This is a genomic window from Aeromonas sp. Prich7-2 (assembly GCF_017939255.1).
Classification (GTDB): Bacteria; Pseudomonadota; Gammaproteobacteria; order Enterobacterales; family Aeromonadaceae; genus Aeromonas; species Aeromonas caviae.
The window spans coordinates 1-17,278 of sequence record NZ_JAGKRI010000027.1; the positions used below are offsets into that span (position 1 = coordinate 1).

At 48.1% G+C, this 17,278-nt stretch carries 11 protein-coding genes; 10 read left to right on the forward strand and 1 reads right to left on the reverse strand.

The genetic code is table 11. From position 1 onward, the window contains the following. Positions 1 to 151 precede the first annotated feature (151 nt). The 6 genes from J9892_RS06440 to J9892_RS06465 are packed head-to-tail and all read left to right on the forward strand — an operon-like array spanning position 152 to position 7,447. Positions 152 to 880 carry a TnsA endonuclease N-terminal domain-containing protein gene (locus J9892_RS06440; protein ID WP_349237045.1) on the forward strand — a complete coding sequence of 243 codons (729 nt, stop codon included), beginning with the start codon at positions 152 to 154 and terminating at the stop codon, positions 878 to 880. A 10-nt stretch (positions 881 to 890) separates the two neighbouring features. Then, entirely contained in the window at positions 891 to 3,059 is a 2,169-nt protein-coding gene (locus tag J9892_RS06445) for a transposase (RefSeq protein ID WP_234888414.1), read from the forward strand. After that, positions 3,056 to 4,504, forward strand: coding sequence for an ATP-binding protein (locus J9892_RS06450; RefSeq protein ID WP_064339930.1), 1,449 nt, complete (start codon positions 3,056 to 3,058; stop codon positions 4,502 to 4,504). Before J9892_RS06445 ends, J9892_RS06450 begins: the two co-directional genes overlap by 4 nt. Continuing rightward, positions 4,501 to 5,460: a TniQ family protein gene (locus J9892_RS06455; protein WP_064339931.1), complete on the forward strand. Its 960-nt coding sequence runs from the start codon at positions 4,501 to 4,503 to the stop codon at positions 5,458 to 5,460. Before J9892_RS06450 ends, J9892_RS06455 begins: the two co-directional genes overlap by 4 nt. 4 nt (positions 5,461 to 5,464) lie before the next feature. Next, positions 5,465 to 7,087: a TnsD family Tn7-like transposition protein gene (locus J9892_RS06460; RefSeq protein ID WP_064339932.1), complete on the forward strand. Its 1,623-nt coding sequence runs from the start codon at positions 5,465 to 5,467 to the stop codon at positions 7,085 to 7,087. Positions 7,088 to 7,147: 60 nt separating this feature from the next. Further along, entirely contained in the window at positions 7,148 to 7,447 is a 300-nt protein-coding gene (locus J9892_RS06465) for a hypothetical protein (RefSeq protein WP_024941359.1), read from the forward strand. A gap of 284 nt (positions 7,448 to 7,731) precedes the next feature. Here the strand turns inward: J9892_RS06465 and J9892_RS06470 are convergent, their stop codons facing one another. Beyond that, positions 7,732 to 8,229, reverse strand: coding sequence for an antitoxin Xre/MbcA/ParS toxin-binding domain-containing protein (locus J9892_RS06470; RefSeq protein ID WP_325769554.1), 498 nt, complete (start codon positions 8,227 to 8,229; stop codon positions 7,732 to 7,734). A gap of 197 nt (positions 8,230 to 8,426) precedes the next feature. On the opposite strand from J9892_RS06470, the gene zorA reads away from it, so the two are divergent. The 4 genes from zorA to zorD are packed head-to-tail and all read left to right on the forward strand — an operon-like array spanning position 8,427 to position 16,922. Continuing rightward, entirely contained in the window at positions 8,427 to 10,934 is a 2,508-nt protein-coding gene (zorA, locus tag J9892_RS06475) for an anti-phage ZorAB system protein ZorA (RefSeq protein ID WP_024941360.1), read from the forward strand. A gap of 11 nt (positions 10,935 to 10,945) precedes the next feature. Further along, positions 10,946 to 11,689: a type I Zorya anti-phage system protein ZorB1 gene (zorB1, locus tag J9892_RS06480; protein ID WP_024941361.1), complete on the forward strand. Its 744-nt coding sequence runs from the start codon at positions 10,946 to 10,948 to the stop codon at positions 11,687 to 11,689. After that, complete coding sequence (gene zorC / locus J9892_RS06485; RefSeq protein ID WP_024941362.1) at positions 11,689 to 13,680, forward strand: type I Zorya anti-phage system protein ZorC; 1,992 nt, start codon at positions 11,689 to 11,691, stop codon at positions 13,678 to 13,680. Before zorB1 ends, zorC begins: the two co-directional genes overlap by 1 nt. Then, positions 13,677 to 16,922 (forward strand): type I Zorya anti-phage system protein ZorD, encoded by a 3,246-nt coding sequence (zorD, locus tag J9892_RS06490; protein ID WP_202041991.1) that lies wholly within the window; start codon positions 13,677 to 13,679, stop codon positions 16,920 to 16,922. The genes zorC and zorD overlap by 4 nt, the downstream gene beginning before the upstream one ends. Positions 16,923 to 17,278 lie beyond the last annotated feature (356 nt).

Below are 17,278 nucleotides of genomic sequence, written 5' to 3' on the forward strand. Positions count from 1 at the left end.
TGGTGGGCATTCCCGCGGAATGCATGGTGTTTTTGCTCATGGGGGGAGCGTATCTAAGGAGCAGGATCAAGCAAGCAGGAAAGTGGGATCAAGAGACGATCGTCTCATTTTTCCTGTGTCAATACTGTTCCGGTGAATACTTACGCAGATTGTGTATAGTCACAAAACGAGACGTGAGCATCATCTGCTGAGTCGTGGCGAGAGGGCACCATTTTTCTATTTCGAACGCGATCCAACTGTTATCGACATTCTCGAACAGTATCCGTTACCACTGCATCAAACTCTAGAAATTGCTGCCTCTCTGAACGTTGTCCATCCAGGTAATTATAAAGAACGAGGTAATCATGGTGGCCGCATCCCAGCCAAAACTATGACTCAGGATTTTGTCATTATTCGGCAAACGGAGGCAGGGAAGCATATATTGAGTCCATATAGCTTCAAATATTCTGATGCGCTGGATCCAAAAATAACATCCCCCCGTGTTGTTAATCGTACATTGGCAAAAGAGCGAATTGCCCTTGAGTATTGGCGTACTCAAAATATTGATCATGTGTTGATAACAGAGAAGAGTTTTGACGCCACCATTATTTACAATTTAGAGTTTCTACGAGAATGTTTTGATGAGGCTGAACTGATTCAGGTTTCGGCAGAATTTTATGCCAATGTTATTGTTCGGTTTAGGCACCACATGATAGCAACCCCTTTATCCACGCTGCTGATGTTAATTCATCAGGTAGCCTATGAACTTAATATTGATAAATTTCAGGTGCAGTGTTTGTTCCAGCACGCGGTTTATACCGGTCGTTTGAATATCGATTTGACACAACGAATCGAGTTATACCGTCCTCTGCCAGTAATACGGAGGTCTAATGCGGGTTAACCAAAAGATCGTGTCTGATACCAAAAATAGTTCCGAGTTGCTGATCATTGATATCTGCTGGGATACAATGCGGCTAGCTGTAACTGAATTGCTACTCGTTTCACCGAAACGGCCATTTACCTTGTCGCTTGACGAAGTTGAAAATGATATTTCTCAAGGGCGTAGACATATAGCAGATCATGATTTTCCAAAAATCATCTATGAAGCAGATAATAACTTAAATCCAAACTGGATAAAAAAACGTGATGAAGGACTTGCTACGCTTGAACCCCTAATAAGCGATCATGAACTGAGGCATCGTTATCTATATGGTGACTCAAGCGGGATTTTGAAACTACTCATTGATCGTTCAGGAAAAAGTAAAAAGTATGTCACTAGTCAATTGAATCGCTACTTCCGATGTGGTGGCATTCCAAATGCGCTATTACCTAATTACTTCGCATGTGGCAAAAATCACCAGTTGCCTACTACATACCTGGAGCTGGAAAAGGGGAAAGTTTGTCTTGCATCAAAACGAGGGCGCGAAACGCTTTATGGTAAATCTTACCGTGGCATTACCCAACAAGACATTAAAAATATAGTATTCTTCTCCAAGAAAATCCGCTCGGGGACAGAAGTCCAGCTTTCTCGGTTGTATTTGGATTTTTGTATGGAGTATGCTTCGACAGAGTTGCGCCCGATGGGAGCCCCGGACGAGGATATTGCTGAACCGTTCAAAATGTTACTACCCAGAAATTATCTTATTTCTCCCAAATCATTCAAGCGCCAGCTTACTAAATATGTTGATCAGTTGACGTTTTTGAAAAAACGGGTAGGTAGTATAAATTATGATCGAGATTACGCCGGCAAGCCCGGGCTCGCGAGAGCGGGACTCCGAGGACCGGCATCGCGCTACGAAATTGATAGTACTATTGCAGATATATATATTCGATATTCCTACAGCAAAGATGAACTAGTCAGTATAGGACGACCTGTAATCTATAGTGTTGTTGATAGTTTCAGTGGAATGATTGTGGGAATTCATGTTGGTTTTGATAGTCCTTGTTGGCACGGTGCCAGTCAGGCATTATTTAATGCTATGAGTAATAAGGTCGAATTTTGTAGACAGTATGGCTATGAAATAGCTGAGTCTGATTGGCCCTGCCAGGAGGTTTGTCGTGAATTAACGTTAGACCGAGGTTCAGAGAATACTGATAGCAATATAGCTTCCCTCCTTCGCGGTCAAATTGGTATTACTGTAGGCAATTTTAATGCATATCATCGTGGTGATATGAAAGGCACGGTTGAGAAGAGTTTTGATATTATTCAGTCTCTAGCGATTCCCTTTGATTCTGGCAAGGTTGTAAAATCTCCAAAAAAAGAAGACCAACATGCATCCCGTAATTCTTTGTATACCTATGAACAGTTTATGGTTCGACTGATAAAATGTATCATATTTACCAACAATAACAGGGAAAGAGTCCTATCTCATAATTTTGAGATGTCGCGAGATGGTGTGGTTTTTACATCTCGTGGTGTTTGGGATTGGGGGATGGAGCAGGCGATATTGAAACCACGAGTTTCAACAAATCGCCTACGATACGCATTGTTGCCGGAAGCAGAGGCAACAGTTAGGTCTCAGGGAGTGTTCTTCAAAGGTTTATATTATAATTGTAATGAAATTGTACGTAGGGGCTATCTTGACCGAGCAAAAAATATTGGTCGTTTCAAAATAAAGGTTCGATATACCGATATCAGCACTAATCATATCTGGTATGGAGATGACGAAAGTGGAGAGCTCCTCCAACTGGATTTGACTGATCGTAGCGAAGCCTATAAAAATCAAATTTGGGCCAATGTCATGCGCCGTCAAGCGATTGTCAAAGAACAACTGGCTATTCTAGATGAAAGCAGATTTGATGCACGTGCTTTATTGGAAATGGATTTAAAACAATGTGATGATGCGATTAGAGCAGAAAGTCGCCATCTTAAAAAATCCAATGCTAAAGGCATTCAGCCAGGGATGAAAACCCTCAAGCATATTGAGGCTGTACAGCAGCGACATAATGAAATGCAAGCCATTTATGCCGATCTGTCTGGGGTCGACAACCGGGATCAAATCCATCGGCCCAAATCGCTGCAATCTAAACAAAATTTGAATGATCCGACAGTAATATCCTTTCAGGAAGACGAACAATGAGCCAGCCAAATTATTATATGCATCCTAATCGACAGTATCGAGACAACCCATTAATTGAGGCGCTGGGTCAGCCATTAACAATGCAGCAGTTTTATGCACTCAGCGAGTTGCCTTTTATTAACAATGTTGATTTGACTGGTGTTGATGCATCACTTCATGGTTATTATATCCGAACCCTGATCGATCAATTGAATGATGTTTATGCCGTTCAAGACGAGGCATATCGTTTATATGATGTCATGCGACGCATGATTGAAGCGGGGTATGATAAACGCAATCCTCTGCGAACAGATATACGGCGGATACTGACGGCTATCGATAGAGACAAGACCAATCCCAATCAGGTTGCATATTTATCAAGCTTGGAACTCTATTCTGTATTGCAGAGTTATTTGTTGATTGGACTGAGTGGTCGTGGTAAATCATTTATGGTAAGGCGTATTCTGAAACTATTTGATCAAGTTATTGAACATTTCAATTATACCGACCACAAGGGGCAGGAGCATACGCTTGATCAATCTCAGGTAACGTATCTGTATGTAGAAATTCACGAGCGTCGTGGTCAAAAAGCGCTGCTGTTGAATATGCTGGAGGCGCTGGATGAGGTGACCGGACAAGCATATGCATATGAACACCGTAATAGGTCTGTTAATGAGTTAATTACCATAGTGCGCAAGCTTCTTATCGGTCATAGTGTTGGGTTGGTAGTCGTTGATGAGGCCCAAAATCTAGCCAAATCCTCCCGTAATGAAGTTTTAAGTATCAATGAAAAAACGTCGATAAAATTTGTCGAGGAATTGTTCAACAGAGTCGGTGTGCCGATCATGCTGGTAGGAACATTTGCAACGCTAGCATTATTTGAGAGGGAAACAACTATCGGTCGGCGAGTGACCAAAAATGGATCTATGTTGTTGGCGAGTTGCGATTCTAATAGCTCATTTTGGAAACGGTTTATCCGCCTGCTATGCCAGACTCAATTACTAAAAAATCAGTCAACATCGGTAGATACATTGTGTAGGCATATTCATTATCTGAGTGCGGGCATTCCGGCAATTGCCAGCAGCCTGGTTAGGGCCACGCTCGCCTATCTCACGTTCCTGGAGCCTCAGGATCAAGATCTTTCTATAGCCGCGCTGGACTTAGTTTTTAATCGTGAATTTAGAGTATTGAACCCGGCGTTAACTGCACTGAGAAGAGGTGATTACCACAAATTTGAGGATTTTGAGCCGATGCTGATGCTGGAGTCGGTGGCGAGCCATTCTGATGTCATGACACAGATAACTCCGCCTCCAGCCATGAACCTAGTTCAAGGAGAGGTCGAGCTGAGCGACAAACCCGTATCATCGCAGATTGAGGTACAGAAACGCAAAAAACTGGATCAGTTATCGCCGTCAGTATTGTTAGGACAACTCGGCTACAACCTAGATAAGGTTAAGCCGAAATGATTCTCCATCGTTTAGAGTTGCTGCCGGGTGAACATCTGGGAGCCGTGGCTGGTCGAATGCATGTGCTGAGCATCCATGGGACGTTCACCGCTACAGTAAAAGCGCTGGGTCTAGGTAGCCCGCCGATTCGCCCCCAACGATTGTCTCATGCCGATGACATAGCCCTCGATGCCATTTTTCGGGCGAAGAGGATAGCTCAGCCCTGGCAGACACATGGCTACGGCCATTATCTAACCCCGTTTTTGAGTCTGCCTGAGCAGGATATGTTGACGGCTGCGTGGGCGGGTTACACGCCGCTCCGGTTGAGGGTGACCGGTCAGAACAATCTACAGCACCGATACTGGCGTTGGTGTACAGACTGTATCGCCGAGGATTATGAGCTCCATGGTATGCCCTACTACCACCGAGATCATCAACTGCCAGGAGTGTTCCATTGTCATCGGCATCAACGCGGTTTGTCTGGTCACTGCGCAGGCTGTGGTTTTTCTGCCAAATTGTTGTCGGAACAACTGATCCCACCCTACGATAGCCTCTGCCCCCATTGTGGACACTGGATGGGGGGATACGATGGTCATTTTACCGAGCGGATGCACGAGATCGAGTTGGCATCGCTGGCATTGGCCCAGTCAGCGAGTGCTCTCACCCTACGCTCGCTGACCCAGTTGGTGAGTGAGTCTATGGGAATATCGGGTAAGCCGATGCGCACGGTCGAGAGTATCCGGTCAATCAATGTGTGGTTTAGGGAGATGGATGTTCAAAGCGATCCCATGGCACTTACTGCGTATTTCACCAATACAGGGGGGCCAGGTCAGGTATGGCAATTACCCCCACAGCTGCGCAATGCACGGGGCTACCATGAGCAGTCAGCCCGAGATCCGTTGCACCCGCTGGTCCACCTGCTGCTGTTACAACATGCAGGCATCGATCTGGTGGGGCTCCTGAGGTCTGAGGGTTAACCCCGTGTTGGGTTCGGTGCTCCCGGCGTACATACCTGGTGAGTCGGTCTACAGTTGGGTCACTCAGTATTTTGTTCATTCCGCATACAGTGATAGAAACCATTTTTGTAACCGGTTATTCCACCATCCTGCCATTCGTCTGCACCCCTTATTACCTGGGCATATTGAGGCAGCAGCTCAGGCTGCGGGCGTAGATCCGCAATATCTGCTGCACCATGGCACGGGTTTCCCATTGTTCGCCCTGACGCTGAACAATAAGCACCAAGTCCACGCCCTGGCTGCCGCCATGCTGGGTGAGGGGAGGGGAATCATGGCCCTGTCAGGACAAGCCGCCAGCAAACTCGCCTTTGGTGTAGTTTGCCTGAAATGGTGTCCTAGTTGCCTGCTGGAGGATGAACAGACGTTTGGGGCCGGATATTGGCATACAGAGCATCAACTGTATGGAGTGACCGCCTGTATCAGGCATACGCTGCGTTTGCAAACCCTGGCGGCCAGCGCGGGAGGTATCGATCGGCGACTGCTCTTGCCCGATCCCGCCATGCGCTATGAGCAATCGTTGCCGTCCGAGCAAGAAATCTACCTTTCTTCATTTATCACCGAGCTGCATCGGTATCTGTGCGTCCAGTCGCCAGTGGCATCACCAGCTGAGTATTATCGGCGATGGCTGGGACAGCAGGGCTATTTGACAGCCCAAGGTCATCTCCGCAGCCAGGCCCTGTTGAAGGCTCTGAGTGCGTTTTGGCAGAGCCTATTTACCGGCTCTGCCCCCATGGTGCCAGTGGGCCTGGCCAGTTATCAGTACATCTCGGCTCTGGTTCACGGAAATCGTAACCACCACTACCTAAAACACGCGGTATTGATGGCGTTTGTGAGCCGCAGCCCAGCAGAATTCTTTTCCATCGAGGAGCCACACGTGATGCCGGTGCCTGCCTCTTCTCCGAGTGACAGGCAAGCCGCCGAGCAAGCGGTGTTAAGGCTGCTGGCGGAACAGACCCCCATGCGGCAGATCGCCCGCCAGACTGGATACAGTGTCGGCTATATCAAACAACTCGCCCTGAGACACAATCAACCGGTTGATCACCGTGCCAAGCGCATTACAGCTGAAGTTGAGCGGGGAATATGGCGTCAGGCGTTCATGGGGGGAGCACGGCAGCAGATCGCGTACAGTCATGGCGTTTCTGTCGGGGCGGTCGAAGCCATTATTCAGAGCCACCAGGGGCTGTCTGACTGGCGACGGCATTTGAGAAGGGTTAACCGTCTACGTGAGCACCGTGTAACGGTGGCTGCATATTTGGCACAGCATGCCGATGTCAGTCGAGGCTGTGTCGAACAGGTGTGTCGAACCGCATTTACTTGGCTCTATAAACATGATCGTGCCTGGTTGTATCAACAGTTACCTGCCGCCAAGCGAGCAGTTCACCATCCCAGTGTGGATTGGGAAGAACGGGATAGGAAACTGGCTGAGCAACTGGGGCTGCTGGCCGAGCAGGCAAGCTCTCTATCTGCATTGGAACGGGCAGTCGATAGGCCAGACTGCCTGAGGAAATACAAAACACGTCTACCGCTCAGTTACGCATTGGCTGTGCGGCTGGTTGCGGCGTATGCCGCTCAACATCCTATGCCCTGATGCTCGCCGTCGATACCTATACAGGTTCTGATATCAGGCATCACAACGAGGAGTATTGCCATGAAGGTCGAAGCCATCGTTCCTACCACACAGGTCGTCGATATTTTGTGCGATGTCTGTGGTGCTAGTACTACTAAATCGCTCGGTACGCAGGAATTCGGCACGCTGGAAGCTTGCTGGGGTTATGGTTCGCAGCACGATGGTGAACGATATCAGGTACACCTATGTGAAGGCTGCTTTTTTGGGGCGCTGGCCAACCTGAGACAGGAGCATCGGTTGATGAATATGTTTTCGGATGATTATCAACCCGCAGACCCTGATCAATTTGGGAAAATTGAAGGCAATCGAGAGCTTATCTAACCACGATTTGAATGGTTGTGTTGATCGGCTCATCAAATGAGTCGATTGGTCGAGGGGATCGGCTCATCAAATGAGTCGATTGGTCGAGGTGATCGGCTCATCAAATGAGCCGATTGGTCGAGGGGATCGGCTCATCAAATGAGTCGATTGGTCGAGGTGATCGGCTCATCAAATGAGCCGATTGGTCGAGGTGATCGGCTCATCAAGTGAGTCGATTGGTCGAGGTGATCGGCTCACCAAATGAGCCTATTGTTGGTGCTTTATGGTCACGTATGAACTGTTAATCAACAGGGGATGCCATGCCTAATCCGGCCGACAAGATCGATAACTGCCTGCGCTCCCATAGGCGTAGTAATCACATCGGCCGGTTTTTCACCACCTAATCCCCACGCAGAGCGGGTGAGCCATCTCATCGTTTTAGCAGTATCTCCCCGGTGTAGGGATATGGCTGCGTCCACTGCTAAGGCTGCCCAGTAAACGCGATCTCCCTGAGCTGTCGATAAGCGATTGCCCCGTTTGATTTGGCGATTCAGTGTGTCTCGGCTAATGCCAATCATCTGGCAAATTGTTCGGGTATTAGACCCCAATAGCTTGCTCAGTTTGACGACGATCTCAGGAGATACACCAGACACTATGTGCTGATGGGCGGCTAGCCAGTTACGTGGTAGACCGAGCGACTCCAGAACAGATAGATTGCTGGTTGGGAGAGATTGCTCTACATGAGTCATCATGAGTCTGCGCCTCCGTCTGGGGGTTGTTGATGGCAGCCCAATGCGAATCATCACTCAGGAGTTCATTGGGTCATCATCTAGTTTGGGGTATTCGTGAGCGGTTGACCACAAGAACGATAAATATATTAAATCCTTTTGAATCAGTCTCTTAAGTGGTTTGTGTCGATTGGGCCCAATTGCATGATTTCGATTAAAAAAGTGTTCATTGGAATTGGTATACTGCATCACTTCAAAATCGGGAGTGATGCATGAATTTCACCTTGTTGTTCGATTGGCTCAAGCTTCTTGAGCCGACTTCTGCCCCTACTTTCGTGGTCTGCCTGGTCGGGCTGCTGTTAGTGCTTTTTGGCTTGTTCTATCTTTGGCCATCTCTGTTTGTGGCGAACAATCTGAAGCAGGCAAGCAAAGGATTAGAACCACTGCGTGACCTGCCTGCTTTTGAGAAGTTGGAGCAGGCAACAGCAATGTTTGCATCGCCAAAATTTATAGCTATGAAGCATGCGTGGAAAGAATATGAAGACACTTTGCATAAGCAGAGTGAACTGGCCGAGGGAGAGAGTCGCTTGATAGCTGTTCGCGCGACAACCCTGTCAGCGACTTTCTTCTCAGTGCCAAGTATGGTGGAAATGCCGCTTCGCACTGAGGTTTTCAAGCATCTACCAGGCGTACTTACTGGTATCGGTATTGTCGGCACCTTTTTAGGACTGATGTTGGGATTGTCGCATTTTGATGTATCAGATCCCGCGAAAGTGACCGAAAGTGTTTCTCGCCTGCTCAGTGATGTACTTTACGCTTTTGTTGGGTCTTCATTTGCAATTTTGGCCTCTATTTTAGTTACTGGGTTTGAGAAGGCTCGATGGGGACGTTGCCTTGTATTGCTGGAAAAGCTGACCGAGTCCATTGATGAACTCTTCAAGGGGGGGGTGGGTGAGGAATATTTAGCCGACCTGGTTAAGGCCAGCAATGAAAGTGCAGTTAATGCCCGGCAACTGAAAGACAGCTTGGTGAATGACCTACGCACCATGTTGCAAAACCTGGTTGATACCCAGGTACAGGAAAACTTCAAATTAGCCAACACTCTCTCAACCTCTTATCAAGAAGTCGGTGCGTCTTTAGCTAACCAAATTGGGCGTTCTATCGAAGATAGTCTTAAAGACCCGTTGGAAAAAATTGCTGGATCTGTGAAGCAGGCAAGTGGCGATCAGTCGGGCCAGGTACAGCATCTATTGACTGATGTACTGAGTGCTTTCATGAGCAAACTAGATGCATCTTTCGGCCAACAGTTCAGCGGTTTGCATGAGATGCTGGGTCAGTCCGTAACAGCAATGCAGTCCATGCAGCAAGGCTTTATGGCATTGGTTGACGATATGCGACGAGCTGGAGAATCCTCTTCTCAGCAAAGTTCCTCCATGATCGCGCAACTTCTTGCTGATATGCAGGCTGGCCAAGCAAGTATGCAGACGGGCATGAATGAAATGCTGTCACAGATGCAGACTACGGTAGAACGAATGGGAAGTTCGGGCGAAGATGCCAGTGAGCGTATAGCTCACCAACTTGAGAAATTGTTTGCTGAGAGTGAGGTTCGTCAGCAACAGATGGCCGAAAGTCTGACCAGCTTTATAGAGCAGGTCCAGCAAAGTGTTGGTCAGGGACAGGAAGAGATCATGAGCAACATGTCCACCAACTTGACTCTCTTGAGCTCCCAACTCAACCAGATGTTCCAGACCTTTTCCTCTAACCAAGAGGGAATGGATGCTGCTCATCGTCAGGCACAGGCCGATATCAGGAACACAACGGAGACTGTTATTGGTGGGTTGGATAAGCAGCTTAAAGAGACGCTGCAATTGGTCGAGCAGCAGAGAGAAGTGGCACAGCGGGCTAGCGATAGCCAGCAACAAGCAATGGTTGAGAATCTGGATCATTTTATTGCTCAGATTCAGCACCGAGTAGGTCAGGGGCAAGAAGAGGTTATGGCGAGCATGTCGAGCTCACTAACTCATTTGGGCTCCAAGCTTGAGCAAATGTTCGAGACGTTTGCGACCAATCGAGAGGGCATGGATACAGCGCATAGCCAAGCATTAACTAACGTTCGTACTATGACTGAGAACATTGTTGATGGTCTGCAACAACAGATTCGAGGTTTGATGGCGCTGGTAGAACAGCAGCGCGAAGAAGCGCAGCAAGTTATTGAGGTTCTTGGTCAGCAAACAAGGGAGCATTTGCAGCAGATGGCACAAGGGGCGGACAAAATGCGCCTCGCTGCGGATCGGTTCGACACGGCAGGCAATAGTGTGGCTCAGGTTGGTGAAACTACTGCCAAAGTGATGGAGTCGGTACAGCAAGTTGGTGGAGACCTGGCAGGCGCTTCTCGTGAGCTCACAACTATCATCGCAGAATACCGCGCTCATCGAGAGTCTGCCGTCAAAATTCTGGGTACTATCGAGTCTGTTGTCGCTGGAGCGCAGAGCGAACAGAGCCAGCGAGTGCAACTTATTAGCGATCTTAAACAACACGGTGAGCGAATGCGTGATCTGAACCGTGAGGCTACAGAATACCTCGAGCAGATCGGCAACGCGATGGCAAAGGGGTTCAACGAGTTTGCTGATGGGCTGAATCGAAATCTGGTTAAGACCATGGGGAGTTTGGATAGCGAGTTGGATAAGGCAGTGAAAGGCCTTGCTGGTGGTATTGATGAAATGAAGGAAGGGATTGAGGATCTTTCCGAGTTGTTTGAGTCGGTCAAGGTACGACGCTAAGGGGCTAACTTATGTTCGGGATGAAAGGGGCCTCAACCTCACGTCGCTATGATGAGGCGGAAAAGCCATTTTGGATATCTTATGCCGATCTGATGACCGCCATGATGGTGTTGTTCCTAGTGGTTATGGTTGCCTCACTTGCATCTGTGACCCAGCGAATTCGGGAAGTAGAGGCTGGGGAAAAGCAAAGAGGACAGGATATTACCCGTATCTGTCAAAGCCTGGAGATTCAGGCGCGAAAGAAGAGCAATATCATCAAGGTAGACTGTCGCGACAACCGAATTAGCTTTGGGGAGGCTGGTCGCTTTGGACACAACCAATATTTTCTCGACCCACAGGGTCAGCAGGCATTGCAGGATGTGGTGCCATTGATCTTGGATGTTGCCGATAGCCCGGAAGGGCAACGTTGGATGAAGCAAGTGGTGGTCGAAGGTTTTACTGATACGGATGGTTCTTACCTCTATAACCTCCATCTGTCCCTACAGCGTTCCGAGTGGGTAATGTGTTCTCTGCTTGATGGGCGGAGCCAGTTGCAGCAGTCCCTATCAGCCGAGCACCAACAGCAGATCCGCAGCTTGTTTTTAGCTGGAGGCGTTTCTTTTAACAATGCAAAGGACAGCAAAGAGGCAAGTCGTCGAGTAGAGTTGCGCATGCAATTTTATGGACTCAAGGAAGACAAGCAGCAGGCAGTGGAGAGCGCACCTCATTTTTCTGGTTTGATGACTGCTGAACGCTGTCAATTGGAGATGCGTTGATGGTGGATGCAATTTCCCGTTTTACCGCGACCTTGGAGTCCAGTGTAGAACGGGTCAAGGAACACTATCTGGAGCGACCTCTACATTCTTTTGCTGCTTTGAAGCAAGCTAGTGCTGAGGTTGAGGCAAGCTTTGACCAAGCGGATGCTGCACCAGAACCACCGAAGGAGAAGCGTCATGCCGCTTTGGCGGCTTTCCTGCGCAATGAACCACTCACTCGACGACAGTGGCGGCTGGTATATGCAGGACTTGTTGACTCTGTTGAGGCAGGTAAACAACTACTAGATGATGAAAGAGTCTTTCCACGAGTGGGTAGGCATGTTCGTGCTCACATCGATAACAGTGGGTTAGCTCGTCGAGATTGGTTGGCACTTTGTTTTAGCTATTTTGGCTATCAGGCAATCGATCCAGAAAAGAGTCAAAACTGGCAACAGTTGCGCACCTATATCCGGGATGGTTACCGAGTTTTACGGAATCCGGCGAAGCTGAAAGCTTGGATGCGGATAGTTGATGAGCACCAAGATCTTTTTCAGAGTGAGGCTGGCTTGCAGTTAGGGCAGCAGATATTTGAGGGGACTGTAACAGACCTTACTCAGCTTCAGACTCTTGCCCAGATCCCGGCAGAAAGTTGGCTCTGGCATCAAGTTATCGCGGTCGTGCAGAAGAAAATTACCGAACTTGATGAGACGAGATTTTTAGCCCGGTTACCGGAGTTGCTGACGCTGATGGGGGTAAACAATAGACGACATGCTGACGAGATCTTAGCCGCTTGTCTTACTCGGTATCGTGATTGTCACTGTCATGCTCAGCCACAACCCCATTTGATGCAAGCTGGTCTGGAGATCTGGGGAAATCCCCAGTTGAAGTCAGAGCAGAATCGTTGGCGCCACCATGTAGGCAAACCAGTGTGCGACATGGTGGGTGCTTGGCTTGCCAAACAGGATTTACAACATTTCTTTAGTTTACTTAAAGGCGAAGGTGAGGTTGATCAGGCTCGCCTCTTCTATTGGCTGCGTTTTGCTGATCAAATGAGCTACACCCGTATCGTAATGGGACAAGATGCTAGAGAGAATAAAAATGAGGATTTTGTCCAGTTTCGTAAAGAAAATATGGGACGTTTTGGGAGCCTAATGAAAGAGGCTGGAACAAAGCCAGCGGATAATGCGGTCATTATGCAGATTGGTGACTACATCTTTGTCGAGTTTTCGCACACAGGAAATGCTTGTTATGTATACCGAGCTGATTCCTGTGGATTTAATCCTGATGCAAGCACACTGTACTTAACTCGTGATTTGAAACAAAAAAAACTTGCGAAGGGGCGCTGGATACATGTCCCCAAACCATTGAAGCCCAATGCGATGGACGGGTGGCAGCAAAAATATGATGATGAGTTACGGTTGCTTGGCATTGTTCCAACCTCACAGGGCGCCAGTCAGTCGTGGAGTCAAGTTGTCAAGCCAACAGCTCAATCCAATCAAACATCCTCTACCAAATCAGAACCTAAGCGCCAATCTTACAATGTACCTGAACGGCAGACGGCAGCCAGTAACTCAGTGTATTCAGACAGTAAAGGGAAAAGGGATTTTACCCTGTTGCTTGAGCAGTTAGGCGATAACTTGCTGCGCTATGTGGATAACAGCAACAAGTATGGGACTTTCCATATAGAGCTCAGGGAACGGCATGAACGGCATGAATGGTTATTAAAAAGCTGTAACTTCATCGCGGACAAAAACAAACCTCTCATGTTCAGTACAGTTATTCAGGACAATGAAAGCACTAGTACTCCCCAAGCGGCAGTGTCGATAAAAGATGATTTCTCTCTACTGCTAGAACAGTTAGGCGGAAACCTGCGGCACTATACGGATCATCGCGCTAAGGGGGGAGCTTTCCATATAGAGATCAAGCAGCGCAATACAGATGACATTTTGCTTCTTAGACGCAATGGTTTTGTGGTCAAAAATGGTAGCCCGTTTATGTTTTGGAAAAAATGATGCTTGGACGTTGGTTTAGCAAATTTGGGAAAAATAAGCATGACCCGGTTGATCTCAGCCCATGTTGGCAGGCGGATCAAAGAGGGCTCGTGTTTGCCGAAAGTATACAGGACGAACCTTCGCGATGGGCCTTGGTTGCCTATTTGGAACAGCTTGCTGAGGAGGATTATGCCGCAGAGCTTAGCGACCGCTGGCTCCTAACTTGGCGTAACTTGTATCGATTACTAGCGGATCCCGAGCATGAAAGCAGTCTGGCGTTGTTATCTTTGCCTCACTTTGCTGATGTACGCCCCAAATTGGAATGTACTGGTAGCCTGCTTGATGCTCATTTTACCGTTGCGATTACTCACTGGTGTGACGGCGTAACAGGAGAACATGTTGAGTTAAAACGCCAAGGGGCGTCAGTAACAACGGCAAAAGGACAGGGTTTGCTGAGCGAGGCTAGCTGGCAGCTCTGTGAAGCGTTGCGTGATCTTGTTCGTTGTCAGAAGGAGCAACCAGGTGAGGCGACCAACTATGAGGGATGGGCCGTTATTCGCAGTGCAGCTAAGGCAGCTAATGCTGACATGGATGGTTTTCTTGCCAAGACCGTGGTTGTCAAGCCTCAGCGACTGGCCTTGCGACCACGGAAGGCTGAGATCGATTCCTGTCCCGTCATTGAGGTTAGCGTTGATTTTCCTGAACAACCGGCAGGGTTCCTTTCCTCATTTGATGCCACGCAACGGGTGCAGGATAGATACCGTATAACGCAGCCAGATGGCACTATTGCTCATGTGGTGATAGAGCCTGAAATTAAACATGTACTCGAAGCCATCAAGGCGATCCCAGGCAGAAGAGTTGCTGGGGATTCGGCTTTGTCTTTGTTACGTAACCCCTATGCCCTGCTGGGAGAAAAGACCAGCGTAGTACTCGATCCAGATCAGCACGAGCAATCGCTTGTCGATGCGGGGATTTATTTTCATCACTTTCGTCTGGAGCCGCAATTCGAGGTCGAGAGTGGGAAAATCACCATCGTATTGCTGCACCTTTCCCCAATAAGCCGAAAGCCACTCCCAGATGTAACCCTTTGTTTCAATTCACCAGGAGCATTTGCTCCTTTTGTTCAAGAGCTTCGCCTTAAGATGGCTGCTGGTATGAGTGCAGGTTTCTGGCAGGGTTTTGAGCTTGAGCTCGGCGACTTTGACGAACAGCAGTTGTTCGACATCGAAAAGTTGCTAGATCGCTGGCAAAGAGAGGTGGCCGGAGAGTTGTTCGATTCTTTGTTTGAGCTTTCTCGCTATGGGGATCGCATCATCGGTCTGGGAGAAGTCGTTCCTGTTTCATCGCCCTTTCTGGCTAGAACCACGGGGCAGGATTGGCTATCGAGCGCGAGCGAGTCGCATGAAATAGAGGAATCCTTGGGAGATGCTATCGCACAGATCAATTTTGATGATTCAGCTCTGCTAGATGAGTTGTCAAAGAGGATTGATGCTGCGCTTGCAAACGACATTGGACATCTTTGTTTGCCCGGTTCTGAGCAACCAGTCCCGTTGCGCTTGGCTGAGCAGTTACAAAAGGAATGGCAAAAGCGCCTTCAAAGCGAAGATACAACAGTTCAAGAATCCATGAGGAAAAATGGCATTGGCTTGTTGATGGAAGAAAACATCGATGAGGTGGGTTATGCCAAGTGGCGACAAGATGCGATTGAACAGGCGCATCTCTCTTCCCCTTCCTTACCGGAGAGACTTAAGCCAGAAATTTCGCTGCGTGAGCACCAATTGCACGGTGTGGCATGGTTACAGCATCTGTTCGAACTGTCGCCAGAACATGTATCTGGTTGCCTCTTAGCCGATGACATGGGCTTAGGTAAAACGATCCAATTGCTGACCTTTGTGGTTGACTATCTGGAACGTCAACCTAGTGGCGATCCTGTTCTTATCGTTGCCCCGGTTTCGTTATTGGATAACTGGGAAGCAGAATTGCGAAAGTTCTTCTATGCCGATGACATTGTCGTCATGCGACTCTACGGTGACGCTCTATCAGAGGCAAAGTTTCGTAGCTATGAAATCCCAGAATCATTGCGTCAGCAGGGTGTAACAAATTTGCTGCGTCCCGGTTGGTTGAAGGAGGCTCGTATCGTGTTAACAACATACGAGACGATGCGTTCCCAAGAGATCTCCTTGGGTCGTCAGTCATGGGCCATGGTGATCTGTGATGAAGCCCAAAAAATCAAAAATCCGGCAGCTATGGTGACTAGGGCTATAAAAGCCATGAAGTCTAGGTTTCGTATCGCTTGTACTGGGACTCCAGTAGAAAACACCCTGATCGATCTTTGGAGCCTGTTTGATTTTGTCCAGCCTGGTTTGCTCGGGGCCTTGAACCAATTTGGTCGTGAATACCAAAAACCAATTGAAGAGGGAGAGTGCAAGGATCTAGCTGCTCTGGCTCGATTACGCTCCTTGATTGAACCTCAAACCTTACGGCGAACCAAGCAGGACGTGGCTAAGGATTTGCCTTCCAAGATAGAAGATCGCACTTGCCGCAATCTGACCATGGTTAGTCGGCAGCGTTCCCTCTATAACCAGCAGATTGGTGAATATCGACAGCGACAATTGGTGCAGGAGGCCGCAGGGAGTAAAGAGAGTTTCATCCTTCCTGTGTTGCATAAACTCAAGCTGGTCTGTGCTCACCCCTATTGTGTGGAGCCTGATCTTTGGTTACGCGAACATTCCCCTAAGATGAGGTGGCTTTTAGAACAACTGGATAACATCCGTCGCAGCGGGGATAAGGTTATCATCTTCACCGAACTACGGGATGTTCAGCGTGAAGTACAGCACGCGGTTAAGGTCCGTTTCGATATATCCCCAACAATCATTAATGGGGACACCAGTACAAGTAGCGATAGCCTGAATAGTCGCCAACGTCTGATTGACCGTTTCCAGGTTGTGACCGGTTTCAATGTAATTATTCTTTCCACCGTGGCGGTGGGGTTTGGTGTCAATGTGCAGGGAGCAAACCATGTGATCCATTTCACCCGATGCTGGAATCCGGCCAAAGAAGATCAGGCGACCGATAGAGCATACCGTATCGGCCAGACCAAGGATGTATTTGTCTATTATCCAACCATACGTGATGCTGAAATTCAGACCTTTGAGGCAACGCTCGATGATTTGCTGGATCAGCGGAGATTGTTAGCGAGTGATATGTTGCAGGGGAAAAAGGATTTACAACTATCGGATTTTGATGGTGTGCTTAACAAATGATGTCATTGCCACACTTTTCAACACTAGCATGTAGCCTTTCTGCTAACGCGCACAAATGACAAGCGTCTGCTCACTAATCCTCATAAGAGGTAATTAGCTGTTTTGTAATTTAGTTACATAGTCACTGTCACGGCAAACAAAACTTGGTTTCCAACTTCAATGTCCTGCTTGTTGGTTGAGCTGGCGGAGGATTGCTATTGAGTTTCCAACTTCATGTACAGAACCTTAAGCGGCAAGCGAATTAATAATACCGTCTAACGTGTTGTTTTGCTTGGATTTTCTCTGCCTACTCTTTTTGCCGTTTTTGGATAAATACACCATTGCCCACTCCAACTTCTCTGTTATTTCCTGCCACG